The organism is Candidatus Nitrosocosmicus sp. R (assembly GCF_054408505.1).
Window position 1 is genome coordinate 3,162,942 of the sequence record NZ_CP167090.1, and the last position, 25,378, is coordinate 3,188,319.

The 25,378-nt window shown below is 33.3% G+C and carries 25 protein-coding genes; 16 read left to right on the forward strand and 9 right to left on the reverse strand.

All coding sequences use genetic code 11. The features are described 5' to 3' along the window. Positions 1-210: 210 nt before the first annotated feature. From pstS to AAGU22_RS16430, 5 genes are all read left to right on the forward strand, one after another. Positions 211-1,305, forward strand: coding sequence for a phosphate ABC transporter substrate-binding protein PstS (pstS, locus tag AAGU22_RS16410; RefSeq protein WP_458720163.1), 1,095 nt, complete (start codon positions 211-213; stop codon positions 1,303-1,305). Between the two features lie 89 nt (positions 1,306-1,394). Then, positions 1,395-2,396: a phosphate ABC transporter permease subunit PstC gene (gene pstC / locus AAGU22_RS16415; protein ID WP_458720164.1), complete on the forward strand. Its 1,002-nt coding sequence runs from the start codon at positions 1,395-1,397 to the stop codon at positions 2,394-2,396. 1 nt (position 2,397) lies between these two features. Next, the gene (gene pstA, locus AAGU22_RS16420; protein WP_458720165.1) at positions 2,398-3,309 is read left to right on the forward strand and encodes a phosphate ABC transporter permease PstA; all 912 of its coding nucleotides are present in this window, start codon (positions 2,398-2,400) and stop codon (positions 3,307-3,309) included. A gap of 265 nt (positions 3,310-3,574) precedes the next feature. Further along, on the forward strand, positions 3,575-4,336 hold the full coding sequence (gene pstB, locus AAGU22_RS16425; RefSeq protein ID WP_458721811.1) for a phosphate ABC transporter ATP-binding protein PstB: 762 nt from the start codon (positions 3,575-3,577) through the stop codon (positions 4,334-4,336). A gap of 34 nt (positions 4,337-4,370) precedes the next feature. Continuing rightward, positions 4,371-5,021: a phosphate signaling complex PhoU family protein gene (locus AAGU22_RS16430; protein ID WP_458720166.1), complete on the forward strand. Its 651-nt coding sequence runs from the start codon at positions 4,371-4,373 to the stop codon at positions 5,019-5,021. A gap of 339 nt (positions 5,022-5,360) precedes the next feature. Here the strand turns inward: AAGU22_RS16430 and AAGU22_RS16435 are convergent, their stop codons facing one another. Continuing rightward, positions 5,361-5,984 carry an HD domain-containing protein gene (locus AAGU22_RS16435; protein ID WP_458720167.1) on the reverse strand — a complete coding sequence of 208 codons (624 nt, stop codon included), beginning with the start codon at positions 5,982-5,984 and terminating at the stop codon, positions 5,361-5,363. Positions 5,985-6,136: 152 nt separating this feature from the next. Between AAGU22_RS16435 and AAGU22_RS16440 the strand changes: the two genes are divergently transcribed. Then, positions 6,137-6,682, forward strand: coding sequence for a hypothetical protein (locus AAGU22_RS16440; protein ID WP_458720168.1), 546 nt, complete (start codon positions 6,137-6,139; stop codon positions 6,680-6,682). 5 nt (positions 6,683-6,687) lie between these two features. Here the strand turns inward: AAGU22_RS16440 and AAGU22_RS16445 are convergent, their stop codons facing one another. Then, complete coding sequence (locus AAGU22_RS16445) at positions 6,688-7,155, reverse strand: hypothetical protein (RefSeq protein WP_458720169.1); 468 nt, start codon at positions 7,153-7,155, stop codon at positions 6,688-6,690. 143 nt (positions 7,156-7,298) lie between these two features. Here AAGU22_RS16445 and AAGU22_RS16450 point away from each other — a divergent pair, with 143 nt between their 5' ends. Beyond that, entirely contained in the window at positions 7,299-8,336 is a 1,038-nt protein-coding gene (locus tag AAGU22_RS16450) for a DNA double-strand break repair nuclease NurA (protein ID WP_458720170.1), read from the forward strand. After that, complete coding sequence (locus tag AAGU22_RS16455; RefSeq protein ID WP_458720171.1) at positions 8,333-9,790, forward strand: ATP-binding protein; 1,458 nt, start codon at positions 8,333-8,335, stop codon at positions 9,788-9,790. The genes AAGU22_RS16450 and AAGU22_RS16455 overlap by 4 nt, the downstream gene beginning before the upstream one ends. Here the strand turns inward: AAGU22_RS16455 and rtcA are convergent. Both rtcA and AAGU22_RS16465 read right to left on the reverse strand, forming a co-directional pair. Then, entirely contained in the window at positions 9,783-10,850 is a 1,068-nt protein-coding gene (gene rtcA / locus AAGU22_RS16460) for an RNA 3'-terminal phosphate cyclase (RefSeq protein WP_458720172.1), read from the reverse strand. The genes AAGU22_RS16455 and rtcA overlap by 8 nt on opposite strands. 36 nt (positions 10,851-10,886) lie before the next feature. Continuing rightward, positions 10,887-11,435, reverse strand: a complete 549-nt coding sequence (locus tag AAGU22_RS16465) for a nicotinamide-nucleotide adenylyltransferase (protein WP_458720173.1) — start codon at positions 11,433-11,435, stop codon at positions 10,887-10,889. A 124-nt stretch (positions 11,436-11,559) separates the two neighbouring features. Between AAGU22_RS16465 and AAGU22_RS16470 the strand changes: the two genes are divergently transcribed. Next, positions 11,560-11,919, forward strand: coding sequence for a PDDEXK family nuclease (locus AAGU22_RS16470; RefSeq protein WP_458720174.1), 360 nt, complete (start codon positions 11,560-11,562; stop codon positions 11,917-11,919). Between the two features lie 57 nt (positions 11,920-11,976). On the opposite strand, the gene AAGU22_RS16475 is transcribed toward AAGU22_RS16470, so the two are convergent. Further along, positions 11,977-12,489, reverse strand: a complete 513-nt coding sequence (locus AAGU22_RS16475; protein WP_458720175.1) for a hypothetical protein — start codon at positions 12,487-12,489, stop codon at positions 11,977-11,979. Positions 12,490-12,581: 92 nt separating this feature from the next. Next, positions 12,582-12,845 carry a 4a-hydroxytetrahydrobiopterin dehydratase gene (locus AAGU22_RS16480; protein ID WP_458720176.1) on the reverse strand — a complete coding sequence of 88 codons (264 nt, stop codon included), beginning with the start codon at positions 12,843-12,845 and terminating at the stop codon, positions 12,582-12,584. Positions 12,846-13,113: 268 nt separating this feature from the next. On the opposite strand from AAGU22_RS16480, the gene AAGU22_RS16485 reads away from it, so the two are divergent. Both AAGU22_RS16485 and AAGU22_RS16490 read left to right on the forward strand, forming a co-directional pair. Beyond that, positions 13,114-13,965: a carbon-nitrogen hydrolase family protein gene (locus tag AAGU22_RS16485; RefSeq protein WP_458720177.1), complete on the forward strand. Its 852-nt coding sequence runs from the start codon at positions 13,114-13,116 to the stop codon at positions 13,963-13,965. Positions 13,966-14,238: 273 nt separating this feature from the next. Further along, positions 14,239-15,399, forward strand: coding sequence for a thiolase domain-containing protein (locus AAGU22_RS16490; RefSeq protein ID WP_458720178.1), 1,161 nt, complete (start codon positions 14,239-14,241; stop codon positions 15,397-15,399). A 137-nt stretch (positions 15,400-15,536) separates the two neighbouring features. Here AAGU22_RS16490 and AAGU22_RS16495 read toward each other — a convergent pair whose 3' ends face one another. Continuing rightward, positions 15,537-15,758, reverse strand: coding sequence for a hypothetical protein (locus AAGU22_RS16495; protein ID WP_458720179.1), 222 nt, complete (start codon positions 15,756-15,758; stop codon positions 15,537-15,539). A 112-nt stretch (positions 15,759-15,870) separates the two neighbouring features. Here AAGU22_RS16495 and AAGU22_RS16500 point away from each other — a divergent pair, with 112 nt between their 5' ends. The 5 genes from AAGU22_RS16500 (at position 15,871) to cutA (ending at position 23,645) form a co-directional block, all read left to right on the forward strand. After that, complete coding sequence (locus AAGU22_RS16500; protein WP_458720180.1) at positions 15,871-16,521, forward strand: Snf7 family protein; 651 nt, start codon at positions 15,871-15,873, stop codon at positions 16,519-16,521. A gap of 82 nt (positions 16,522-16,603) precedes the next feature. Further along, the gene (gene nrdD, locus AAGU22_RS16505) at positions 16,604-18,655 is read left to right on the forward strand and encodes an anaerobic ribonucleoside-triphosphate reductase (protein WP_458720181.1); all 2,052 of its coding nucleotides are present in this window, start codon (positions 16,604-16,606) and stop codon (positions 18,653-18,655) included. 233 nt (positions 18,656-18,888) lie between these two features. Beyond that, positions 18,889-21,642 (forward strand): adenosylcobalamin-dependent ribonucleoside-diphosphate reductase, encoded by a 2,754-nt coding sequence (locus AAGU22_RS16510; protein ID WP_458720182.1) that lies wholly within the window; start codon positions 18,889-18,891, stop codon positions 21,640-21,642. 65 nt (positions 21,643-21,707) lie between these two features. Next, positions 21,708-22,646 (forward strand): aspartate carbamoyltransferase, encoded by a 939-nt coding sequence (gene pyrB / locus AAGU22_RS16515; protein WP_458720183.1) that lies wholly within the window; start codon positions 21,708-21,710, stop codon positions 22,644-22,646. A 648-nt stretch (positions 22,647-23,294) separates the two neighbouring features. Then, positions 23,295-23,645, forward strand: coding sequence for a divalent-cation tolerance protein CutA (gene cutA, locus AAGU22_RS16520; protein ID WP_458720184.1), 351 nt, complete (start codon positions 23,295-23,297; stop codon positions 23,643-23,645). A 164-nt stretch (positions 23,646-23,809) separates the two neighbouring features. On the opposite strand, the gene AAGU22_RS16525 is transcribed toward cutA, so the two are convergent. Both AAGU22_RS16525 and AAGU22_RS16530 read right to left on the reverse strand, forming a co-directional pair. After that, entirely contained in the window at positions 23,810-24,823 is a 1,014-nt protein-coding gene (locus AAGU22_RS16525; protein WP_458720185.1) for a pelota family protein, read from the reverse strand. A gap of 126 nt (positions 24,824-24,949) precedes the next feature. After that, positions 24,950-25,306, reverse strand: coding sequence for a hypothetical protein (locus AAGU22_RS16530; protein WP_458720186.1), 357 nt, complete (start codon positions 25,304-25,306; stop codon positions 24,950-24,952). Positions 25,307-25,378: the final 72 nt, after the last annotated feature.

Genomic DNA, 25,378 nt, shown 5'->3' on the forward strand with positions numbered 1-25,378 from the left:
ATGGTTGGCAGTAATAAGATCAGAAAAACTTGTTTTACTTAGAAATTATTTATGGGTGTTAATGTTATGATGACCTTTATATCAAGAGCGATGATATTTTATAATATAACGTCTTACAAATATTTTTTTTATACTACATTAATCTATTCTATATAGTGTATGAATAATATATAGACAATTGATTAATAATTATATAATTATACAAACTTGATGAGTAAATTAATCAACTATAGGATATTAGGTTTATCACTTTTAGCCGTATCACTATTAGTCCCAGTTTATGTGAATTCAGTACATGCACAAAAAGGTTCTATTAATGGAGCTGGAGCAACCTTTCCATATCCTTTAATAGATACTTGGAGAGTAGAGTATCAAAAAGTAAATCCCGATGTTAATCTTAATTATGCTTCTATTGGTAGTGGTGGAGGGATTAAACAGTTCACTGAAAAAACAGTTGACTTTGGTGCTTCTGATGCCCCTCTTTCGGAAACCGAATTCCAAAAAGCAGGAAGTGCTGTTCACATTCCAGAAACCCTAGGTTCTGTTGTACTTGCATATAATATTCCAGAGGTAACTACACCTATCAATCTTACAGGTCCCGTTATTGCAGACATGTTTTTAGGAAAAATCACTAAATGGGATGATCCAAAGATAAAAGAACTCAATCCGGGTGTTACTTTGCCCTCTGAAAACATAGTTACAGTCCATCGTTCTGATGGTTCTGGTACGACATTTGTATTTACTGATTATTTATCAAAAGTAAGTCCTGAATGGAATCAAACTGTTGGTAAGGGCAAATCGGTGCAATGGCCATCTGGTATAGGCGCACCAGGAAATGAAGGTGTGGCCGCATCAATTCAAGGAACACCTTATACCATTGGATATGTCGAATTAGCATATGCCTTAACGACACAGATGAACTATGCATCAGTACAAAACCAAGAGGGTAACTTCATAACTCCATCAGTTAATTCTACCGCAGCAGCAGTAAGCGCAGAAGCATCTACGTTGCCTAGTGGTTCTGAATCTTGGTCTAATGTAACAATAACAGATCCATCAGGACCTGATTCATACCCAATATCTAGCTTCTCCTATCTTTTGCTCTATAAAGACTTGAGCACTAATCCAACGATAGATGAACAAAAAGCAAAAGCAATAGCTGAATTTGTGGAGTGGGCCATAACGGACGGACAACAGTTCGCAGAACCATTGGGATATGTTCAATTACCTCAATCTGTCGTTGATGTCAATGAAGCAACATTGAAATCATTGACTTTTAATGGAAACCCAATACTCACCAACTAATTTTTATTTTTTTCTATATAGAATATATCTTCTATATTGATTATATATGTAAAATATATTATTCAATAGTTTTACTTTACTGATATACTTTGCCTCCAAAAGATTCTAAAAATACGCATGCCGAGCTAGTAAAGAAACTAGATTTACAATCGCGAAAATCGTTTATTGGAGATAAATTTTTCAAAGGATTGGTAATTGGGGCATCTGTCTATACTCTGTTTATGGTTGCCCTTGTATTTTTTGCTTTAGCTGACGGCTCTGTACCTATATTTCTTAAAGAAGGCATTAACTTTGTAATAGGAACTGATTGGAATGCTGTTGAGGGGCGAGAGTCCTTTGGAGCCTTGCCTTATATAATAGGAACGCTTGTTAGCTCAACAATTGCAATGGCTATTGCGGTTCCTATCAGCATAGGAATAGCCATATTTATTACAGAAATGATGAAAAACAAACTGGGAACCATTTTATCATTTATAGTTGAGCTCTTAGCAGCTGTCCCCAGTATTATTTATGGTTTGTGGGGATTATTTGTATTCAGATTCTGGATTAGAGACTACATAGAGGAACCTCTTCATAACACACTAGGAGATTTTTCTCTTTTTGCCCAAGCTCCTTTTGGTTTGGATGTTTTTACGGCCGGAATAATTCTTGCGATAATGATTATTCCTATCATTACAGCCGTATCGAGAGAGGTCATTAAGGCTATTCCTCATTCACAGAAAGAAGCCGCGTACGCACTAGGTGCAACACGATGGGAAATGGTCAAAACTGCTATTCTACCCTCTTCAAAAACTGGTTTGATGGGAGCAACATTTTTGGGATTGGGAAGAGCTATTGGAGAAACCATGCTAGTTACACTGGTTATAGGAAATGCAATTGGTTTGGCTGCTATTCCGACATCTTTGTTTTCTCAAAGTCAAACTCTTTCCAGTATTATTGCCAATGAATTTAATGAAGCATCAAACGATCTTCATCTTTCAGCATTAATTGGTTTGGGGTTGGTACTTTTTGTAATTACTATTTTCATAAATGTTGCTGCTATCTATATAATTTCAAAAGTTTCCAAATCCTATTCTAACTTGAGGGAATAGTATGATCAAAGAAAACAAAACTAAAGATTATAAATCAATCATTCAGGAACGTATTGCGAAAAATTCCTTTAAGAGAAAAGTCTTTAATAATTTTATGACCGTTTTGTTATTTGTTTTTGTAATAATTGCGATCATACCTTTAGCCTCTATTTTGTTTGAAGTGTTTAAGAATGGTGTTGGAGCTCTAAGTTTTGAGTTTCTATTCAGTCCTCCGGGTGCATTCGGTTCAGGCGATGGGGGTATTGGTCCAGCCATCCAAGGAACTTTGATAGCTGTAGGACTTGCCTCTTTAATTGGAGCCCCTGTTGGAGTTCTGGCAGGGGTGTACCTTTCCGAGTATTCTAGCTCCAGCAGATCATTTGCATATTTCCTTAGACTCTTTAATGATGTGTTGACTGGTATTCCGTCTATCGTGATAGGAATTACGGGATATATCGCGCTTGTACTAACTCTTGGCTCATTTTCAATCTTGGCAGGAGCCTTTGTTTTATCCATAATAATGATTCCTATTGTTGCAAGGGTCTCTGAGGAAACATTGAAACTAGTGCCAAACACTCTAAGGGAGGCAGCATATGGTCTAGGCCTTCCAAAGTGGAAGGTGGTATGGCATATTGTGATAAAGGGATCCAAAAGCGGTATATTAACAGGCATCGTACTTGCCGTATCTAGAGTCGCTGGTGAAACGGCACCATTAATAATGACTATTTTAGGAACCAGCCTATTTTTCAGCGGCTTTAACTCCCCAGTTGACGCATTACCTTTGAGAATTTGGAGATTGGCTTCACAACCATATCCATCAGCTCATGAACAGGGTTGGGGTGCTGCATTGGTGCTTATATTGCTTATATTGGCCTTAAGCGTTGCCTTGAGGATGTTTGCTCAAAAAAGGAGTGTGTTTAAATCGAATACATGATAATTCCTCTACCTTATCTATATAATACTATATATTTCATATAGAAAACAAATATTATGATTTTTTGGTTTAGTAAAGATATCTCGTGGGTAACTTGGACAACTCCTTAAAGTCTTCTATTAAAGATGAAATTGATGCTATTTCAGAGTACACTAAAACCAAGGCCGAAACTGATACTACTACTACCACCACTACTACTACTGAAGATGGAATTTCACCTTCCGATAGAGCCAAAACTGAGCACAAATTTAATTCAGACTTTAAAATAGAGAATCCTAAACTATCAATCCAATCTCTGAAAGCCTGGTTTAGTGGCAAACTAGCTTTAAAGGGTATTAATCTTGATGTTAAAGAAAACTGTGTCACCGCATTAATCGGTCCATCTGGATGTGGTAAAACAACCCTGTTAAGATGCATTAATAGGATGCATGATTTAACCCCAAACGCAACAGCTAATGGCAAAATTATTTTAGACGATTTAAATATTTATGATAAACAATCAGATCCTGTCCTTATAAAGCGACGAATGGGAATGGTATTTCAAAAACCAAATCCATTTCCTACTATGAGTATATATGATAATGTAGCAGCTGGCTTGAAACTCAATGGCATTAAGGATAAAAATTTGATAAAGGATATAGTTCACGATAGTTTGAAGGGAGCAGCATTATGGGAAGAAGTAAAAAATGATCTTGATAAACCAGGAATAAGTTTGTCCGGTGGCCAACAACAAAGGCTTTGTATTGCCAGAGCCCTTGCGATGCAACCTGAAATTCTCTTGATGGATGAACCTACTTCTGCCTTGGATCCTATTGCATCTTCAAAAATTGAAGAGTTGATGAATGATCTTAAGAAGAATTTGACTGTGATAATTGTAACTCATAATATGCAACAAGCGGCCCGGGTTTCTGATTATACTGCATTTATGTATTTAGGAGAGTTAATCGAATTCGGTCCAACCGATCAAATATTTAAGTATCCGAAGAAAGAATTAACTGAAAGATATATTTCCGGCAAATTCGGATAGGCTTATTTAATAAGTTTTTGACGTATTAATCAAAGTGGTACGCTTACTTGATTTGGGGCTAACTAAGGTTAACAGCATTATTTTTGATATGGCTGGTTTAGCTGAAAATACAGTGTCCAAGGCTATTACATCCTATAAGGATGATGATACTTCCACTAAAAATCAAATATTTGAATCGTCTGCAAAATTGAGGTTTCTGCAGGATGAAGTATCGGAATTATGTATAGAACTAATCGCTAGATTCCAGCCTGTGGCAACAGACTTGAGATACATAAAATCTTGCATGGAGCTATCTTACGTTTTTTCAAGATTCGGTAGATATGCTTTTGATATTATTACAGTATTAGAAATTCTTGGACCGTTAGAATTGTGCGACAAGTCTTCAGTAATGCGCATGTCAAAACTTGTTTTAGAGATGATGGATCTTGGAATATCTGCATTACGATTACGGGATAATTCTATTTTAGCCAAAATTTATGAAATGGAGGAAATGGTTGATGTGTTATACAAAAAAAGTACGCGTGAATCATCTCAAATTGTCACCACAAATAATTATTCAGATAACCGATGCAATATCTCCACTGCTTTGATTCTAAAATATTTGGAACGCATTTCTGATCATGCATGCTATATTGCAGATTCAGTTAATTATATCGAAACTGGTATGGCTAGTCCAAGAAGATAGATAGCTTTGCTTTTATTATGACTTTTTCTATCAAACGTCTTCTTGTAATCATATTCACATCGAACTTATATCATGTTTTTTCAATGAAGAAACATAAATCACATCGTATTACGTCATCCGCATAAATTCAACCCTTGGATTTTCTCATCGTCAATTTAATTATTATCAAATAAATTTAACTATCTTGATGAATTGGATATATTGAATAGGTTTGAATAAAAACAATAAGAAATGCATAATCTGTGGATGCTCTGGTCATTCTCTTTTCGGCTGTTTTTCTCATTGGACGGGTCATAAGGAAAATAACGGTATCTGTAATAAACCATAATCGCTAGTCTCTTACTTTAATTCATAAAGTGCTATCACCAATTTTAACAAAATTTTTTCGTTAGTTGTCTCTGCTAATGGTACAAAATATTTCTGAGTTTCCTCCTTAGTTCTTGCTATTTTGTCCTTCCTTCTTGAATTTTTCAAAGATCGAAGTTCATCTAGTCGTTCAGCCAAGATAATGTTTTTTATCATGTTGTCTGATTGCTTTATCTTGCCGAACTGTTTTTCTATTTTTAATTCTTCATTTTTATTGGATTCTAAATTGATATATTTGTTAAAAAACGATACTGTTGTAAATGTTTTTTCGCTAATTTCCTTTTTTATATAGTCTTTCGTCTCTTTGGATACTTCTTGTTTATTGAAAATATCATGGAGTAGTGCGGAACAAACTAGATCTGAACTATTTGAGTTCATTTCTTCGTTTAGAATTAATGCTACTCTTAGTGAATGATTTATTTGAGGTTCAATTTTATCATATTGATATTTTCTCGTCATGCTACTGTAGATCCTCAGTGCTAATCCGAAGGCTTTCGAAATTTTTTCTACTTCGTTCATTGAATCCTCAAATGGTTTTAATAATTTGGTAAATCCTATTTTAATGAAATTATTTTTATTATCATTATCCTTAGACATTTCTAGTAATTTGACCTAAGACCTTTGGCATTTCATCCATTAATGTACTTTTCATCTACTTCCTAAACTACTTTGATAAAAGTTCATAACAAGGGTAATAGATATACATTCATAAGTTTATAACATTTTATCAGCTTATTGAATATATTTACATGGTTTACGATGATCCAAACAAGAATAATATTGTAAATATCTCAATTCAATATAACGATATAAAGGTGCAATTTAGTGGGGAGCCTGAGAATGTTCTTCTGTCTACTATTTCTTTTCTTACCAAAAATATTCCGGAGATACGCTTGGCTCAGAAAATTTCATTAAATTACTCTGTGTCCGAATTAATCGAGAAGTATTCATCTATAATCAAAATTACCCCCGAGGGGCCCAAAATATTACCCAACCTTGGAGAGATTCATAATAAGAAATTTTCCGATAAGGAAATAGTCATGCTATTTTTGTTAGGGTCAAAAATAGCATTCGAATTGGACCAGATTTCGGAAAAATCATCTCCTATCTCCGAAATCCAATCTACTACAAACCTAAATCCAAAATCTATTAGTTCAAGATTGTCAGAATTAGTTAAAGTTGGATATGTTGTAAAAAGTGTAAGTAAGGAAAATCAATCAGAATCAGTAGTGTATGGGATTACCACTATAGGAATTAAATGGTTGAATGATATTATGGCAAAAAAATTACTCTAAAATAGTTACTTTTCAAACAATGGTTTTTTCTGAATATATCTGTAGTTCCTTAGAGTTCCTACACGAGTTAATATCCCTTCTCTTACCATGTCACTTAAAGAATGTGATACTGCTGTTTTATCGTAATTATATCCAATTCTTGACAACTCTTGGTGAACCTCTATAAGTAGTCTCTCACTTTCAAAAAATTTTTCATAAAAGATCTTTTCCATCAAACTTCTACACGTATTTCCATTCTTTGCAAGCTCCTTTAATGAAACATTGTTTCTTCTTTGATTCATATTTTGCAAATTACTGTCTCCATCAATTTTTGATTTTAATAAATCAATTTCAGTCTTTAATTTTTCAATTTCACTATTGGTATTTGTACTTGAGAGCGAGGCGATATCTATTCCGGTAAGGACATTCTCCACTACATTCTTAACTTTATCTTCTACGCATGTAATTTCGACTTCCCACTCTTTATATTTCAATTTTATCTTTGTCTCCAGAGATAGTTTCGATACCGCTTCACTCATGCTTAATATTTGTATATCTTCCTGTCTGATAAAGGTGTTGTTGAACAACATGCGCATCATGAACAACATTTATTAGCATCTTGTTGTTGTTGAACAACATGCACAATCAATTAAATCTCCATGATCTGGAATCAAATATAGAGAATATGAAAAAATCTTTAATTAACAACTTTAGTAATTCCTACTTTTGTAAGGACTATAGAAATTTAATTGAAAATAAAAAGCTGGTTTTCGTAGACGATGACGAGGGTGTACCCATACAAAATTGGGGAATTCATTCAGAAAGGTATGCTAACCAGAAAATAAATGAAATCGAATTAGTGCAAAAGGAAAAGTTAGTTTTTGGTATTGATTCTAGCTGTATTAAGGTTGCAGAAGTAGAAGATGGTGGATTATATGCTGTAAAGGGATCCATATGTATATCTTTTAGGGGCAAACCTGCTGCTCACTTAAGAATAGGCCCTTTAATTTTTTATCTTAACGAAGAAGCTCTTCAGAATCTTCGACTTGAGCATAATGTATCCAAACTAATACTCTTTAATGATGATTATGCAAAAAAATTCTTGAGAGTAAATATAGAAAGGTATATTCAGTTTTGGTTATCAAAATTGGTTTCAAACTCTATAGTACTCATTGATGGTTCATTGAAATCTTCAATATTTGAGAATCAATTTTATGATATTTCAAAAACCATAGAAAATTCTGTTATCAATAAAAATTCATTAATTGGAATAAGTAAAAACTCCAAAATAAAGATATTAAAGTATTTGTCATATCCTTTGATAAGATCTAAAGTTTGTTCCTTTGTTGATATAAACCTAGTTATTCGAAGCTTGATATCTAGGATACATGGAGAACATCTTCTAGTAAAGTTATCTAACAGTCAATACTCAAACATACTAAGGGCCGATGTAGTATCATATAATAATGATGTGAATAGTACTTTAGGAACTTTACTATATAACGAATTAATTCATTTTGGTTATCCAAGCACTCTCCAACTTTCACATTATGTCTCTGTTTTTTCAAATACGGACTTGGCAAGTATAAAGAGTTTCATAAAGTCTAATTATTCTGTTAGAGAAATCTCTCATGAGAATGCTAGATCATCCGTTTTAGGGACTGCCTGGAGATGAAAATTCTATCAAAAACAGGTGATGAAATTCTCTTACTCGCGGTAACAAATGATTTTGCAAATAAGGGTGACTACTTCGTTATTGAAGATTTTAACAATAATAAGAAACTACTAGTTCAATTCTATGACGAAGAGTATTTTTCATCATCGTCCCTTGTAGAGGAGATAATTAAAGATGAGGTGATTTCTAAATTTAGTGCTGAAAATATTTTTGATCCTTTGGAGATTACCAATCTATCTCAAACAATACGGGATGTCAGGATCTTTAAGACTAAAATAAGGGCTTCTATTGACAATGACAATCAAATATCAACCGATGTAGACTGGGTACCATCAAGAGTAAACTCCAAGATTGTCAAAATTGGTCTAAACGAGATAAAGGCTTTATTAAAGAAAAACATGCGATATCCAATTTCCTTAGGTAGATGCGGATCTGATAATCAAAAATTTGAAATTTTTGCTGAAGATCTAGATGGTAAGTTAAATATAATCACGGGCAAGAAAGAAACCGGTAAATCTCATCTTTCAAAAATACTGATCAACTCTCTCATACAGTATGGAGCCTATGTAATGGTATTTGACTTAAATAATGAGTATAGTGGGCTATCCTCTAATGTTGATGGTACGCCCTCATCTATCAGTGATAAGCTTCTTTTGTTAAATCCTGGAAGAGAATTGAAATTCAATTTAACATATTTTGGAAAACCTTCTATTTCTAATATGTTAAAAAATGCATTAGATATGCCTTCTGCTTCACTAAGAGAATTTTTTAGAATATGGGATTCGTTAGAAAATAAAAAGATACTTAGTCTATTTGAGCTTGGTAAAGCTTTTGGAACTTGGACTATTAATGAATTGGTTAGGGATGCACTATTATCCCGATTTCACATGATTAATTCTTCTCACCTTTTTTCATCCAATGGTGTTAACGAAAGAGGGTTTCAATTTGAGGATGTAATAAAAACCAAACCAAAGGGTGCTGCTATGATAGTGAATATGAGCAGGATATCTCCAGTAGTAAGACGAATGATTGTTGAGCTAGTGATGAATAAATTAATTGAATTATTAGAAAAATCTCTAATTCCACCAATTTTTATATTTGCTGAAGAAGCTCAATTATATATTCGTGATACATATTGGGAAGATCTAATAACAAGGATGAGACATTTTGGAATTTATTCTACATTTATTACAAATCAGCCAGATGCTATAAATGATACCATATATAGACAGGTTGATAATATTTTTTTATTCAATTTTACAAACGATTCTGATCTAGAAAAAATTTCAAAGGTGTCGTTAGTAGACTCCTCAACTATCAAGTCCTTGGTCAAGACACTTTCCCATAGAAATTGTTTAGCAATCGGAAAGGCCGTATCAAATTTGCCAATGGTGATTAAAATAAATCCAGTTGATATGATGACTCTGGGAGAAACAAAAAAATTTTTCAAATAACTGGATTACCTTCAATCGATAATATGAATTCGTTTTCAGAGATTTTCTCAAAATGATACTCTATAGAATTGAGCCTTCTAATCACTTCCAAATTTGTTAATAGGTGTGTTGTTATTCTTGATATTTTGTACCTGGATTTCCCATCAACAAAGCTTAATGGCAGGACTAGCATATCCGCTAAATGTTGATCAATACATGCACGAAATTCATAATCGTCTACGAATTTCTTTGCAGCTATATTGCCTATTACTTCTGCTTTGATGCCCTTCTCGCCGATAGAATCCGCCCCCAAATATATACCTGATTCTGAAGTAGTATATACTAGAATTGAAGATCCTGGACTCTCTGAATTTTCTAAGATAGATTTGTGTTTGGAGTATCTTATGCCTTTTTTCTCCAAAGTTGCTATTGCACTTCCAATTTGTCTCTCTGGAACGTGTTTTGGCAATCTTGCTGCTATGCTTATTATGTTTGGTTCAATTTCTTTGAAATTACAAAACTCTATTGGATGAAGATCGATGGCTTTTCTTATTTTGATTTCGACGACTCCTTGTCCTCGGGGATAAAATCCTCTTTTTAGGACATTTATGTCAAATACGATTCCAATTTTGGAGTATGCATCTCTTAATACATATTTTATGTAATCTATGGTTGGACTAAATTTCACATCGGTTCCGCCTGACAATCTAATTACCAAGTCTTTTTGAGAAATTGCTACTGTCGGAATTAATGTCTGCAATAGTAATGGTATACTGCCCGCAGTTCCAATGTCTGCAATTATGACATCATTTGCAGGTTTATCATATTCGTTGAATCTACTATCTTTAGATGCTTCAAACCTGATCCATTCCGAACCCAAACTTACATTTTCGGTATGTACATTAAATATTCTTGAAAGTAACTGAATTGTTAAGACATGCTGATGCTTCAAACCAGGATCCTTTCTATTTGATCTTATATTTGTCACTTTTATTGGCTTCCCGATTATTGTTGAAATAGTTATTGCACTTCTAAGAATCTGTCCACCTCCTTCCCCGGTTGAACCATCTACTGACAACATTTACAACTATTTCCTCAAAACTCCAACCAATCTGACTTAATGATAATATTCTGTGGTAACACGTGATTTTGTTAGGTTGTATAAATTCTTTACCCTGTCTACCCCCTCGATTTCATTAATCAGTTTTATTGTGGGAGTGGGTACTAACTCTTTCCAGTTTTTGTCACTTGCAATCCTGTGCCTTACTTCTGTGGCAGACATGACTTCTCTACTAATTAAGTCCGGATGTATGATTTCAATTCCCCTTTCCTTATATAACATACTAGTAAAGGGATCGTTTGTAAATACAGTATTGTATCTAGGAACTAATAGATCTATGTTATATGTCCATAGTAAGTGTACTCCTACATCTGGAACTGGGATAAGGATGATTTTATCACGTTTTTCTCTTATCCCAGCGGTTATATTTTCTCTAATTATTTCTATTCTTTCTCCAGCGGTGAAAGGATTTCTTAATTCAAAACTTTTATCTGAGCTTCCCACAGCAATTATTAATTCATCTACCCTATCGCTGCACCATTTGAGCGAATTTAAGTGCCCTTTGTGGAATGGTTGAAATCTCCCTATATACAATCCTCTTTTCAATAATTTTTTTATATTCTTTTTGATTAAAAGTATATCTACATTACTCGTAAACTTGTAATACGATATTGCATTATTTTATTGATTAAAAAAGTTATTATAATTTGACTGCTAAAAAATTCTAGTTTTGTCTTATAGTGGATTTGGACGCGAAGCAGAATATGCTGCCGGATCATGTCTTACTAATTATGGTTGGGCCGTATTTTTTTCAAAGGGTAGTAGAGGACCAGCTGACATAGTAGCCAGCCGGAACAACACCTTCTTGTTGATCCAAGTAAAATCTAGCACAAAAATACCAAAAATTCGTGGAGATGAAATACGTAATCTTATACAAATGTCTGAAAAAATAAGTAACAGCTATCCATTGCTTTCGTTTGTTCATCCTCATATAGAATGTAATGTTAACAACAATTCAATTATTTTTGGAAATTATATAATAAATTTCTTCATTTTACCTCAATGGGAAAGCGTTGATTTTCTAAAATAAAAATAAAATGAACACTTTCAACTTTTGATTAACAAATTAGCATACATGTGATCGGAATCATTTATTACTAAAAATTTTCCAAAATTCTTCAACCATTTTTTCATTCATTCTGATAGAAGTTATTGCAAACTCCTTCCAAAATTCAATTAAATTAGAAATATAATTTTGCCATGGGTTTTCAAATTGACCTGGATCTGTTTGGCCTTTTTGTCCTAGATACTGAGACCCTGATTCATTTTGAAAACCTGTTATATTGTTGGAAACCAATTTCATTATCTCCTCATTATTAATCTCGTTATCGGTTCCAAAAATGACTGTTTCTTCGCCCATAGGCAAATTATATAATTTCATTTTGTCATATTCGAATATTACAGACTCCAAATTTCCCAAGTCCGTAAACCTTTTTCCAGCTTCCAGTATAATAGGCGTTTGAATCATACTTAGTTTAACATCATTCTCATCAATTTTGTTATCTTGGTTAAAACTTATATCTTGGTTACCATTTTTTAATATTCCAATAAATTTTATTCTTGAATCACGCTGTAAAATTACATTGGGGTCTTCTCTCACGCTCATCGCTTTATTTTTTTTACAATTAGGACTATATTTAGATTCTTTTATTGAATGAATTATTGTCGGATTGGATTGGGGAGTTTATCAATTCATATTAATTCCTCAATCTTTCTTGCTAATATTATATCATTTTTACTTATACCGTTTATGTCATGCGTTGTTAGATCGATATGAACACTATTATATGATATTGTAATGTCTGGATGATGATTCATCTTTTCAGATATCATTGCAATCCTCGTAACAAAACTAAAAGCTTCAATAAAATCTTTAAATTTAAAGTTCTTACTTAGTTTATTAACTACTTTCTCCCATCCTGCTAAATCCTTTATCTCTTTTTCAAAGTCTTCCATGAAACTTTAAGGGTGCAAAAATTATTAAACATTGTTGAACCGTTAACCCCGGTATTTTTAATTTGGAATTAATCAAGTAAATAGATCAATAATAACATGTACATGTACCTTTGATTCACGGAGTGAGATATCTTAATACTATTTTTTGAGACGAAAGTAAGGATATAATAGTAGATGATTTTTCAATTCTTTGAGTGAATTTAAGTCAACTAATTCTATTCACTGACAACTAATTTAATATTAAACTTCATTACTCTTTTGTATGATTATGGTAAGGGTTTCGATTGTCCAAATGAAGTCGTCACCAGACAAAGAAGAAAATCTGGCTTTCTCTTTGGAACAAATTGAGCAATCTGCAAGAAAAGAAGCGAAGATTATTTGCTTCCCGGAATTCCAGATGTCGTTTTCTCCCCAATCACAATCTAGCAAAGAATTGTTTTCGATTTCCGAATCCCTGAATGGTAATTTTGTTAAGCAATTGAAGAAAAGCGCCAGAGAAAACAATATCTTTATTGTTGGCTCCATTTATGAGCATACAAATCTAATAACAACCAATACAAAGCAGGAGAAGGATAGTAAAATTAACAAAAATTCTTATCGTGTTTATGATACAGTGGTATTAATAAATGAACAAGGAAAATTAATTTCTTATTATAGGAAGCTGCATCTTTATGATGCACTAGGTTTTAAGGAATCTACCAAGTTATTGGCAGGAAATAAACTATTTTCTCCTGTTATTTCTCCTTTGGGTAAACTTGGAACTTTGATTTGTTATGATTTGAGATTCCCAGAGCTTTCTCGAATCCTTGCCATTAAGGGCTCTGATGCATTGATAGCTCCATCTGGTTGGGTGCAGGGAACAATGAAAGAAGATCATTGGTTAATAATGTGTAGAGCTAGAGCAATAGAGAACGGAGTTTATCTGATTGCCCCTAACCAAATTGGCAATATTTTCTGTGGTCGCAGTTTAGTTGTTGATCCTTTTGGCGTTGTTGTTATGGATATGGGTAATTCAGAAGGCTTTGAGTTTATAGATTTGGATCTATCTAGGATTGGCGTGGTTAGAAAAAGCCTTCCATTGTTAAAGAATAGGCGAAAGGATTTGTACCATATACACTAGATAGTAATTGAATTGACGGTATCAGAGACTTTCTGAATTAGGATTAATTGTGTAAAACGTTACTGAACTTGACCCAAGTAATTTTCTCTTTTCTTGAGTTACATGTAATATGTGAAAACAAATTTAAATCTGTTACCAAAAAAAGGTCACTACAATGGACGTTTCCGATTATTACTTAGGTATTGTTCAAATAAAAACAAAAACAGAATCAATCATTTTGAGATTTTATGCATCCACTTTACATTTTTATTATGCTAGAGCCCTTTCTAATATATGGGTGAAAAGGTCTATGTACTTGGTGCTGGCAGTACAAAGTATGGCAAATTACATGAGAGTATTATTGAGATAGCCTTGAATGCTTCAAGAGATGCCATTGAATCAGCTGGTATAACTCCAAGAGACGTGAAAGCAGGATATATTTCAAACGTCTTTGGTGTGGCTGATAAACAGGTTCACATGGCTCCGGTAATTATGAGTAACCTTGGGATCCCTGATGTACCTGGTCTTACTATTGAATCTGCATGTGGTTCTGGCTCTGTAATGTTTAGAGAAGCATTTGCAAATGTATCTGCTGGATTTTATGATTGTGTTTTAGCACTGGGGGTTGAAAAAGTAACTCATACCAGTACAGTTGAAAGCACAACACTCTTTTCCTATTGTTCTGATTTTTTTTATGAGGGGGGTAACGGAGCATCATTTCCCGGTCTTTTTGGTTCGATGGCTAGAGCATATCTGGCTACTTATAAAGCGACAGAGGAGGATCTGGCTAGAGTCGCTGTTAAAAATCATGAAAATGGTTTTCTTAATCCAAAAGCCCATGTTAGGAAGAAAATTACTATAGAAGATGTGTTAAAATCTCCTGTGGTCGCATCTCCACTAAAGTTATATGATTGCTGTCCTTTCTCTGATGGTGCCTCAGCTGTCATACTGTGTAATGAGGAATTCGCAAAAAAAAGCGGAAATCCGTATATAGAAGTAGTGGGTTCAGGTCGGGGTGCATCACCCGCTTCAGTCCAATCTAGAAAAGATATTACCACGATTCCAAGTACCGTTGAAGCATCCCGTCAAGCTTATAAAATGGCAAATCTGTCTCCAAAAGATATTGATTTTGTTGAGGTGCACGATTGTTTTACCATTGCCGAATTAATAGACATCGAAGATCTAGGATTCTTTCCCAAGGGATCTGCTGCTCAGGCTGTTAGAGAAGGACGTACCAAATTAAATAACGATATTACTGTTAACCCATCTGGAGGTTTAAAATCTAAAGGTCATCCAATAGGAGCAACTGGTGTTGGTCAAGTTGTAGAAGTATTTGAACAATTTACGAATAAAGCTGGAGAACGAACAGTTAAAGATGCTGAGATAGCTATGACTCATAATTTTGGTGCTACCGGGGCTAGCGCAGCTGTACATATATTCAAGAAAATAAAATAGACGGTGATATTGTAATTGACCCAATCAAAGTCAAAAAATCAAAGCTCCCGAGACCGGTTCATCGAATTTGCGAAGAATGGGAACATAATTCTTAATCAGTGTAATAAATGCCATAATATTATATTAGAAACCATATATTATTGTGATAAATGTTTTTCTAGCTCTTTTAAACAAATATCATACAGCGGTAAGGGCACAGTTGTAACATTTACAATCCAAGCGGTAGCACCAGAAGGATTTGAAGATGTCAATTCGTATGCTTGGGTTATTTTTAAATTAGATGATTGTGACATAAATGTCTCCGGGTTTCTGCCTGGAATATCTTCACCTTCTGATCTACCATTGAGTTCTAAAATCAAAGTGATTGATTTCCACGAAAAACATGGTTTAATATTGCAAAAATATCAATAGTTTAATGTCGTAACACCCTAGCTAAATTTAATCCTCCTTTTTGTTTACAGAGTTTAACATTTGTTTTTAACAAATGTCCTGATTACTGATGATTTGATGGAAAAAAGTGGCCAGTTCTATTATGATGTTAACAGCGCTATCTCTGTGATAAATACGCAAATTTCGCAACTCAAATTAATGGATAAAAAATTTTCTAATATTGATGCTAATTTTAGCTCCAAAATAACTCAAAATATAAAATCAGGAAATAATGCACGTGCAAATATCATTGCAAATGAGTTATCTGCTATGAGGAGACTTAGAAAGAACACTCACAATGCAACAACGGCCTTAGAAGTCGTTGCAATCCGATTCACCACAATAACCGAATTCTCAACTATTATGGATACAATTAATCCGACTGTAGAAATGCTCCAAGATATTCAGAAAGATCTTTCAAAGGCTGTTCCGTCTGCAACTGATGTTTTGAATGACATTCATACACTAACTGGTGATGTATTAATTAATTCTAATATTGACACCGATGCTGGTAAAATAGCATCTGTGATCGATAAAGATGCTTTGGCCATATTAAGTGATGTTCAAAATAGTTTGGAAGACGAGGCAAAAGAAAAACTACCCGAAGTTCCAGTTTCTGTCATTTCAAAGAGACCTAGTATTAATTTAAAGGATGATATACTTAACAGCGGACAAGTGTTGTTAGAAAGCTAGATTCTCATCAAACCAGAGCATCTTATCCTTATCCTGACCGATAGTTTTATTTATATACTAATAATAAGACTGCTCTTTGTAGTTGAGGTATACATATCTGCCCCCATCCGAAACTAAACGCGGAGTTTTGGAATCCACATCCAAACGAGTAAGAATGATTTTTTCAGTAATGGCCAGTCCTAATCGAATTGATATCTTGCGCATTCTTAATAATAAAGGACCTCTAACCTACTCTGAATTAAAATCACTAGCAGGATTTAAATCAAAGAAAGAATCTGGGAAATTTGCATATCATTTAAGAAAACTATTGAGACAATCATTGGTAGGTCTAAATAAGGGTGAAAGGAGGTATACCATTACTAATCTAGGTAAATTGGTGTTAAACTTGGCTAGACAGATAGAAGAAAAGTCTATAATTGAAAGTGGGAAAATGTATGTTAGAACCAGCCATCAAACCATCGAAGAATTCAATCCACACAAAATAATTCAATCCTTGGTTAGAGAAGCAAATATGTCATTAGAACAAGCTACAAAAATTACTGAAGAGGTGGAAAATAAAATATATAAACTCTCAACCTCTTACTTGACTTCTAGACTAATAAGAGATTGTGTAAATAATGTATTGTTAGAACATGGTTTAGAGGAACAAATGAATAAGTTAATTAGAATCGGAGTTCCCATTTTTGACTTAAATAAAAAATTCCATCATAATGATAATTCATTAAGAAATGGCATAAATGACCTAATTACAGATATTTCGGAAAAAGTTTTTTCTGATTATTTTGCAAATAATTTTCAAAAAGATATTATGGATATGCATTATAGTGGTGAGGTTCATTTAGATGCATTAGGTCATTGGGGTATAGGCGCTGATACTATTTTTGTTGATATCGAGCAAGTAAACAAGAACTTGAATCTCAAAAGCCATTTTCTTTTTTTACCTAGGAATACACATGCTCATAAATTAAATATCACATTGCCTATCATGGTTTCATTACTTCAAAGAGAGGTTTCCAGAGAGATAGTCATAGAAAACATCGATAAAATTTTTAGTGATTATGCTATTGATAAAATATCTGATTATTTTTCATTTTCACTGATTTCATCTTCTGTTTCAATGCAGTATGCAGGATCTCCATTTATAACGCTAGTTTTGAGTGGAAATGAAAATAGCGAGCGTTTGCTTCAAATGCTAAGTGGATATTTGTCTTATATAGAGCAAGTATCTCTGCCCAATTTTGGACTTTTTATAACTTTTGCAAATTCTTTATCTAATGACTTGTTGTCCCTTCTTACAAAGATCATAAAGTTAGGTGGTCGAATATCTCTCTCACAAAAATCGGTTCGTAGTAGTAGAGGTATTCGTAAGATGCATCAAGATATGGGGTTGCCGATCGTCGCACTACATTCCCTTTCTATAAATTTGCCCCGTTTAGCTTATCAATCAAATAAAGATGAAACCTATTTTAGGACTAAACTAGCCTTGTTAATGAGGCCCTCAGTAAGTACTTTATTACTAAAGAAGGAGATATTATTAGAAAACATTCGACAAGATATATTACCTGCTCTATCCCATATTATGGGTTTTCCACAATTGGGTTCTACTTCTATAATCGTTAACTTGACTGGATTAGATGAATCTATTCATGATATTTTGGGATTTTCTAAAGATGTGGGATTTGATATTGTAAAGAAAGTGGTTAAAACGGCTAATGACGTCCTAATTGATTTCGGCCAACATAACATAGACAAATTTGGCGTTTCCATCATAAATGATTCTAGTTCAACAAGATTTGTTAACCTCGATTCCGAGAAATTTGGTAAACTGACTCATGATTTTAGATCATATTCACAAGGACTAGTTATTACCAAAAAAATGCTTGATGATGAAGATTCATTATCTAGAAATCTAATTGAATTGGATAATCTTATGGCCGGAGGTTTGTACGTAAAACTACTCACTAGTGATGTTCCTACTCAGGAAATGGTGGAATTGATACAAAAATCCGCTAATTTTATCCCCTACTTTGATATATTTGAAGAGAATCGCATATGTTCTATATGCGGAACTCGAGTGGCTAGTAGTGATGTTTGTTCTATATGTGGATCTAGAAATATTGTCACATTTAACTAATATCCATTGTTCAGCACATGTTGAATAAACTCCATCCATTTAGTCCCTTAGTCATTTTTTTGTATATCTGTTAGATTATTCATAATTGTTTAAGACCAGTCCATTATAATACGACTGTCTACTACATGGTATACTTTAAGCCTGGATGTAAGTTCTTATTTGAAACTCGCTAATTTATAAAATAAGCTATCGAAATTAATATAAACGATCTATAAATAATATATAAATGTTATATGGCTGAAACTGATCTTCATGATTCAAAAAATAAAACCATTGTACATATTAAAAAAAGAAATAGTACAATAGTGGATTTTGAGCAATCAAAAATATCGAATGCAATTTACAAAGCATTGGTTGCAGCTGGTAAACCCGATCATAAATTGGCTGAATTACTTGCATCAAAATTGGTAAATAAAATTATTAAAAATGGATACTTGGAGTCCATTCATAGAGATCATGTTTTGAGCGTCGAAGATGTTCAAGATATGGTTGAATCAATATTAATTGAAGAAGGTCTGGCTGAGACCGCTAAGGCTTACATCCTATATCGTCATGAAAGAAGAAAATTAAGGGAAATGAAAATGAAGATCTTAAATAAAAAAGATCTTGACGAAGTGGATAAAACCCTGGATGTCAATTCTCTGCGTGTTCTGTCTTCAAGATATTTATTGAGGGATAATAGTGGTGAAATTATCGAAGGTCCAAAGCAGTTATTTGAACGAGTCGCAATATTGGTTGCTATATCGGATATTATTCATGACTCTAGAGTTTATGATTTTCACAATAATCATACACAGACTTTATCTGAAGCAGAATTATATTATAAAAAATTAGACGATTTCGATAGCAAGTTAAAAATTGGAAGTTATTATTTGAATAAATATCATTTTGAAGCATTAATCAGATCATATATTGATGAGGCCAAACTGGGAAGAATGAAGTTAAGCTTTAAAGAACTTTTACGATTGATTGCAGAAGGAAAAATGAGCAATTATGGCAACAAAATAACGGAATATTACAATTTGATGGTTTCTAATGAATTTCTTCCTAATACGCCAACTCTTATGAATGCTGGTGCCAGATTGGGACAACTATCTGCCTGTTTTGTTCTTGATATGCCTGATGATATGTATTCTATTATGAAATCATCCACTGACGCAGCAATGATTTTTAAATCTGGAGGAGGTGTTGGAATAAATTATTCTGACTTAAGGCCCGAAGGGGATATAGTTGCATCTACTAGTGGTGTTGCATCTGGACCAACTTCTTTTATGCAAATTATCGATTCAATTACAGACGTAGTTAAACAAGGTGGAAAAAGGCGTGGCGCAAATATGGGTATTTTGGAATCTTGGCATCCAGATATCGAAAAATTCATTACAATGAAAACTAAACCAGGGATGTATGAAAATTTTAACGTAAGTGTAGGTATCTGGTCAGATTTTTGGAAATCATTAGTAAATAAAGCGGATCATAAATATTCTCTGAAAAATCCCAGAACCAAGGCTAATGTGAAAAATATCGATTCTCATCAATTAATGGAGCTAATAGCATTGAGTGCATGGAAGAGCGCTGAACCTGGTGTCATATTTTTTGATAATATAAATAAATACAATCCTTGCATCGATGCCAAAGGGGGACCACTTAGAGCAACTAACCCATGTGGCGAACAGTCCTTGTATCCATGTGAGTCCTGTAATCTCGGATCCATTAATTTATCCAAATTTGTAAAACGAAAAGCAGATGGAATGTATGAATTTGATTGGCCCAAATATGAACAATCCATTAGAACAGCTACACGATTTTTGGACAATGTTATTGACGTCAATAAATATCCTGTAGATGAAATAGATATCAATACAAAACTAACCAGGCGAATAGGATTGGGGATTATGGGTATAGCAGACTTATTATTCATGTTACAAATCCCCTATGATTCAAAGGAAGGATATGAATTCATGAGTAAACTAGCTGAAACTTTGTCGTATTTTAGTATGGATGAAAGTGTTGTCATTTCAAAATCTCGAGGTGCTTTCCCGTTATTTGATCAGACTGAGTATAAGAATGGAGATATTCCGCTGTCGGGTTACCATGAGATCCCTAAGGATTCACATTATTATGATTGGGACTCCTTAATAGAAAAAATTAAAAACTATGGAATCAGGAATTCATGGACTACTACTATCGCACCTACTGGTACTTTATCAATGATTTCGGATGTATCTAATGGTGTTGAACCTGTTTTTGCTTTGGTGTTTGAAAAACGTGTTACTGTTGGTAGGTTCTTCTATACAAACAAGATTTTTGAGAATGTTTTGAAAGAACATGGATTATACACTGATGAAATTTTGATAAAAATTGCAAATAATTACGGATCCGTTCGTGGCATAAATGAAATACCTGAATGGATACAAAAGCTATTTGTTACCGCCATAGATATTCATTGGACCGATCATATTATGGCTCAAGCTGTGTGGCAAAAATGGATCAGTAACGCGATTGCAAAAACAATCAACATGCCTGGAGATGTTACGGTTGAGGATGTAAAATGTGCATATCTACTTGCTCATGAATTTGGATTAAAAGGGGTGACTATCTATAGAGATGGCTCTAGGAATGAACAAGTTTTACATATTACTGGTAATGATCGTGAAAAAAGATTCCAAGTTAAACCAAGTATGTATTTACATGATTATATTTTAACAAACATACATGAACCTTATGTTCTTGATCAGGTAAATCCAATTTTTAAGGATTATGAATCAAGTGATCAATATGCCGTAGCAACTAATACAGTCGATAACCAACTAGAACCTAATAGTTTTGAATCCAATACTGTATCAATTACTACCAAACCTGACCCATACACTCTTACAAGAACAGAAAGCGATAAAGAAGCATGCCCAGTTTGTAAAAATTACTTAATTATTACAGAAGGCTGTAATATGTGCATTGAATGTGGATTTAGTAGTTGTGGCTCAGGATGATTTTTTATCCTTGCTGTCTACTGAATGATGGTATATTTTAGAAAGTATTAATTACATGGTTATTCATGATTCAAAATAGATTTTTTAATCGCAATATAGTGTCCATTCGCGATTTCAATATAGATGATTTTACTTTTCTCTTTGATATTACTGATAAAATAAGAACATTGAAATCTAGAGAGCGTGGAGAAATCGCAAAAGGCTTAATTCTTGGATATATTTTTTATGAGTATAGTACTAGAACCCGTTTAAGTTTCGAATCTGCTATGTCCTCCATTGGGGGCAGATCTTTGGGAATATCAAATGTGGATTCTTCATCTATCATGAAAGGCGAAAGTTATGCTGATACCATTAAGACCATCTCATTATACTCTGATATCATTTTAATACGTCATCCTTCCGATGGTTCGAGTAGATATGCTTGTGAAATATCAGAAAAACCTGTGATAAATGGAGGTAGTGGTAGCGAAGAACATCCTACTCAAGCTATGTTGGATATTTACACCATATTCAAAGAAAAAAAAAGAATTGATGGTCTATCTATTGGAATAATAGGAGATCTAAAGTATGGCCGTACGGTATACTCTCTAATCTATGCCCTGTCTAATTATAAAGTCGAAATTCATCTTGTTTCTCCATCTGTACTAAAAGTTCGAAGTGAATCGATATACGATATCTCAACTAAGGTAAAAATGTATCATCATATTGAATTATCTGATGACTTGTTAGAAAAATTAGACGTGATATATGTAACACGTATCCAAAGAGAACGATTTCCGGATCTTCAAGAATATAAAAAAATTCAAGGATTGTATACTATTGATGAAAATATCTTGAAAAAGTCAAAACCTGATGTTTCTATTTTACATCCGTTACCTAGAGTTGATGAAATATCTCCATCAATTGATAATACTGTGAATGCTCTTTATTTTAAACAAGCTGCTTACGGAAAAGAGTTAAGGGCAGCTTTATTGTCCGCATTACTGCATGAAGAACCTTTCTGATCTAAAAAAGTTGTTTCAAGATATTAATTTAGTAATATATACTTTTATGTATTAAAGATCAATCTCAAACAATAACTCCGTGGCCTCTTCCACATATCATCGACTGGAAGCTGCTTTTATCGAGTTTAGTGGCACACCACTTTAAATGTTCCTTTTATAGTAACTATTAGTGCGTTTTATGCATGCGGTGAGCTTAAACTTTCTCAATTCATGAAATAAAGCTTACATTAATCTTTAATATTTGGTCTAAAAATTTATCAACGGATGAATTTTTAAGAGAACATCTCCATGACCATGGGAAATATCGCATATAGTTTCCTACCCAGTGATCTCTTTTAAGAACACTCATGAATCTATATTAGAAAAACCTTGCAAATTGGTAATATGTTTGCTCATTTTGAATTATGTGAGCGTTTTCTTATATGTTTCTTATATTATCTATTTTCATGAATTGATTGTAAAAATTAGATTAGAGTGTCCTTATTTATTTTTGCGTTCTTGGTCCTTCTCATAAATTTCAAAATAAGTTTACTGCAAAACCTTTTGCTGTTCAAGGAATGATGTCTACCCAAATAGCTGGTTCCACATGAATGGACCCATATTGTATACCAATAAATAGAATTTATTATATCAAAAAAATGAATGCAAATGCAGGATGAACGGTCTAGTAATGGCATGATTCTGATGTCTACCTTCACCGATGAACAATCTTTAATCAATCTATCTAAGATACTTGTGGTGGAGAAGAAATTATGTGCGTGCGTAAATTATACAAGAATAAATTCTTTGTATGTTTGGGAATCTGAATTAAAACAAGAGGAAGAAATTATCGCTTTTTTTAAGACCTCCTCGAGTTGTATCCAAGCATTGAAGGCTGAAATTCTAGCCCATCATCCATATAAAGTACCTGAAATTGTCATTATTAAGATGGATGATGTTTCATTGGAATATCTTTCATGGATTATTAACAATACACGCAACGGTAATCCTAATTTCTAATTTGGATTGATACTATGCTATTGAATTTTTCTATGTCTCAGCATTCAAGATCTAATGAATAAATTGTTATTGTCCGCACTTTAAATAAAATATATGCATATTGAAAGTCTTTTTTTGAATTGGTTCATAATACGTCATTGTGTTATGTGGATCCAAATCAGACTTCAATTTATTCGATATCGCAATAATGCAATTATTCCACCTAGTGATGACACCCTTAATCCAATATCGGTAGTTGAATCAGTTGCATAAATTTTTACATTATTATATTCCATATTGTTTAGTAGTTTTATGAACTCGTCTTCTTTTATTTCTGAAAAAACCTTGTCAGAATAAACCAGCGAATCAATGGCATTTAATGAATTAGCGTATTTTGTCTCTTCTATTCCCATTGCATATTTTTTTTCTCCATTGTTTATTTGTTGCATCACTCTATCCAAAATCTTCGAAACCATGGCAATTTTGCTACTGGACATAAGATCCTTCATGGCTTCTGATCTTAAAAATACATAAATCCCGTCCTCACCAGCTGTTTCAATACCGTCCGCAATTACAAAATCTTTGTCTTGATAGACTTCGTTTTTTTCCCTTATATGATTAAGGAATCTTCTCTTTGTCTCTCCGGGACCAAATATTACTATTTTGATTCCTTGTTCTTCTAAATAAATATCTAAGGCAGTTCTTATATTCTCAAAATAGATCCTATTGCTTGATTCATTTCTTTGATCAGTAACGTATCTTTTGCCACTCCTTCCGGAATATATGTTAGGAGTTATTTTCAAATTTGTTCCAGTTAATTTTGCAATAGCTGTCTCTTGTGAGTCTATTGAGATAAATAAATATTTAAATTCAAGAGCCGACTTTGATAGTATTTTTATATAGCTTTCATTCCAATTTGATTTTTCTAGGATGATCGTATCATTGATTTTTACGTTAATAGAATGGTGCAGACCCTTAGGTATGTTTTCATTGTTTGAAGTAATTATTACTCCTGATATCTTCAATCTGTCTATTGCATCATCAAAACTAATTTTTTCTATTCTTAAAATTATCCTGATTTTAATTCTTTCTCCTCTGTCTGGTCTAGCGTATTCATTATCCTGTTTGATTACCCTAGTAGTATCGGCAATAATGCTGTCTCCTATGTCTATTACCCTTCTTAGGCTAAAAAGAATCATCTGGTTCTTCTAAGGTTAAGACTATTTTGTTTTCTGAATCCTTTACTTTAGTGAATTTCATTTTTTACTTGTATCCTATTTAACCAATTCTTCATCTTGTTTTTGAGACTCCAAATAGCGTTCAAATCAGTGTTTGGTTAAAACTCCCGATTCCACCAAATTGGCTAATCCGCCGGGTGATGCTTCGCCTATGACTTTCCCATTCTTGTCCTTTAACTGTCTCCATTTCAAAATGATATTTCCAGTTTTCGATGAATAGGTCATTCCAAATATCTCTTTTGCATTTACAAATGTAATTTCTCTTAATTTTTTTACCATGAGTTTATCTACTGCTTCAATATAAATATAGCCTGGTCCGGTATCTCTTTCGGGAAACATGTCTGGATCTCTATTATAATTATTAGGAGTGAATGATTTACAAGTGCTGAAAATTATAACTTTTCTAAAACTTTCCAATGATGACGTAGTTTCTATGTGAACCACTACTACTCTTCACTATGTGTTATTAATACAATGAATATATGTATTTGAAATCTAAATCTAAATTCAAATTTT

What these genes read in the sequence shown, in the direction of transcription:
- pstS (WP_458720163.1), top strand. Translation starts at nt 211, where the DNA reads ATGAGTAAATTAATCAACTATAGGATATTAGGTTTATCACTTTTAGCC.
- pstA (WP_458720165.1), top strand. Translation starts at nt 2,398, where the DNA reads ATGATCAAAGAAAACAAAACTAAAGATTATAAATCAATCATTCAGGAA.
- AAGU22_RS16435 (WP_458720167.1), bottom strand. Translation starts at nt 5,984, where the DNA reads ATGTCTAAGGATAATGATAATAAAAATAATTTCATTAAAATAGGATTT.
- AAGU22_RS16440 (WP_458720168.1), top strand. Translation starts at nt 6,137, where the DNA reads ATGGTTTACGATGATCCAAACAAGAATAATATTGTAAATATCTCAATT.
- AAGU22_RS16450 (WP_458720170.1), top strand. Translation starts at nt 7,299, where the DNA reads ATGCACAATCAATTAAATCTCCATGATCTGGAATCAAATATAGAGAAT.
- AAGU22_RS16455 (WP_458720171.1), top strand. Translation starts at nt 8,333, where the DNA reads ATGAAAATTCTATCAAAAACAGGTGATGAAATTCTCTTACTCGCGGTA.
- rtcA (WP_458720172.1), bottom strand. Translation starts at nt 10,850, where the DNA reads ATGTTGTCAGTAGATGGTTCAACCGGGGAAGGAGGTGGACAGATTCTT.
- AAGU22_RS16480 (WP_458720176.1), bottom strand. Translation starts at nt 12,845, where the DNA reads ATGGAAGACTTTGAAAAAGAGATAAAGGATTTAGCAGGATGGGAGAAA.
- AAGU22_RS16485 (WP_458720177.1), top strand. Translation starts at nt 13,114, where the DNA reads ATGGTAAGGGTTTCGATTGTCCAAATGAAGTCGTCACCAGACAAAGAA.
- AAGU22_RS16490 (WP_458720178.1), top strand. Translation starts at nt 14,239, where the DNA reads ATGGGTGAAAAGGTCTATGTACTTGGTGCTGGCAGTACAAAGTATGGC.
- AAGU22_RS16510 (WP_458720182.1), top strand. Translation starts at nt 18,889, where the DNA reads ATGGCTGAAACTGATCTTCATGATTCAAAAAATAAAACCATTGTACAT.
- pyrB (WP_458720183.1), top strand. Translation starts at nt 21,708, where the DNA reads ATGATTCAAAATAGATTTTTTAATCGCAATATAGTGTCCATTCGCGAT.
- cutA (WP_458720184.1), top strand. Translation starts at nt 23,295, where the DNA reads ATGCAGGATGAACGGTCTAGTAATGGCATGATTCTGATGTCTACCTTC.
- AAGU22_RS16525 (WP_458720185.1), bottom strand. Translation starts at nt 24,823, where the DNA reads ATGATTCTTTTTAGCCTAAGAAGGGTAATAGACATAGGAGACAGCATT.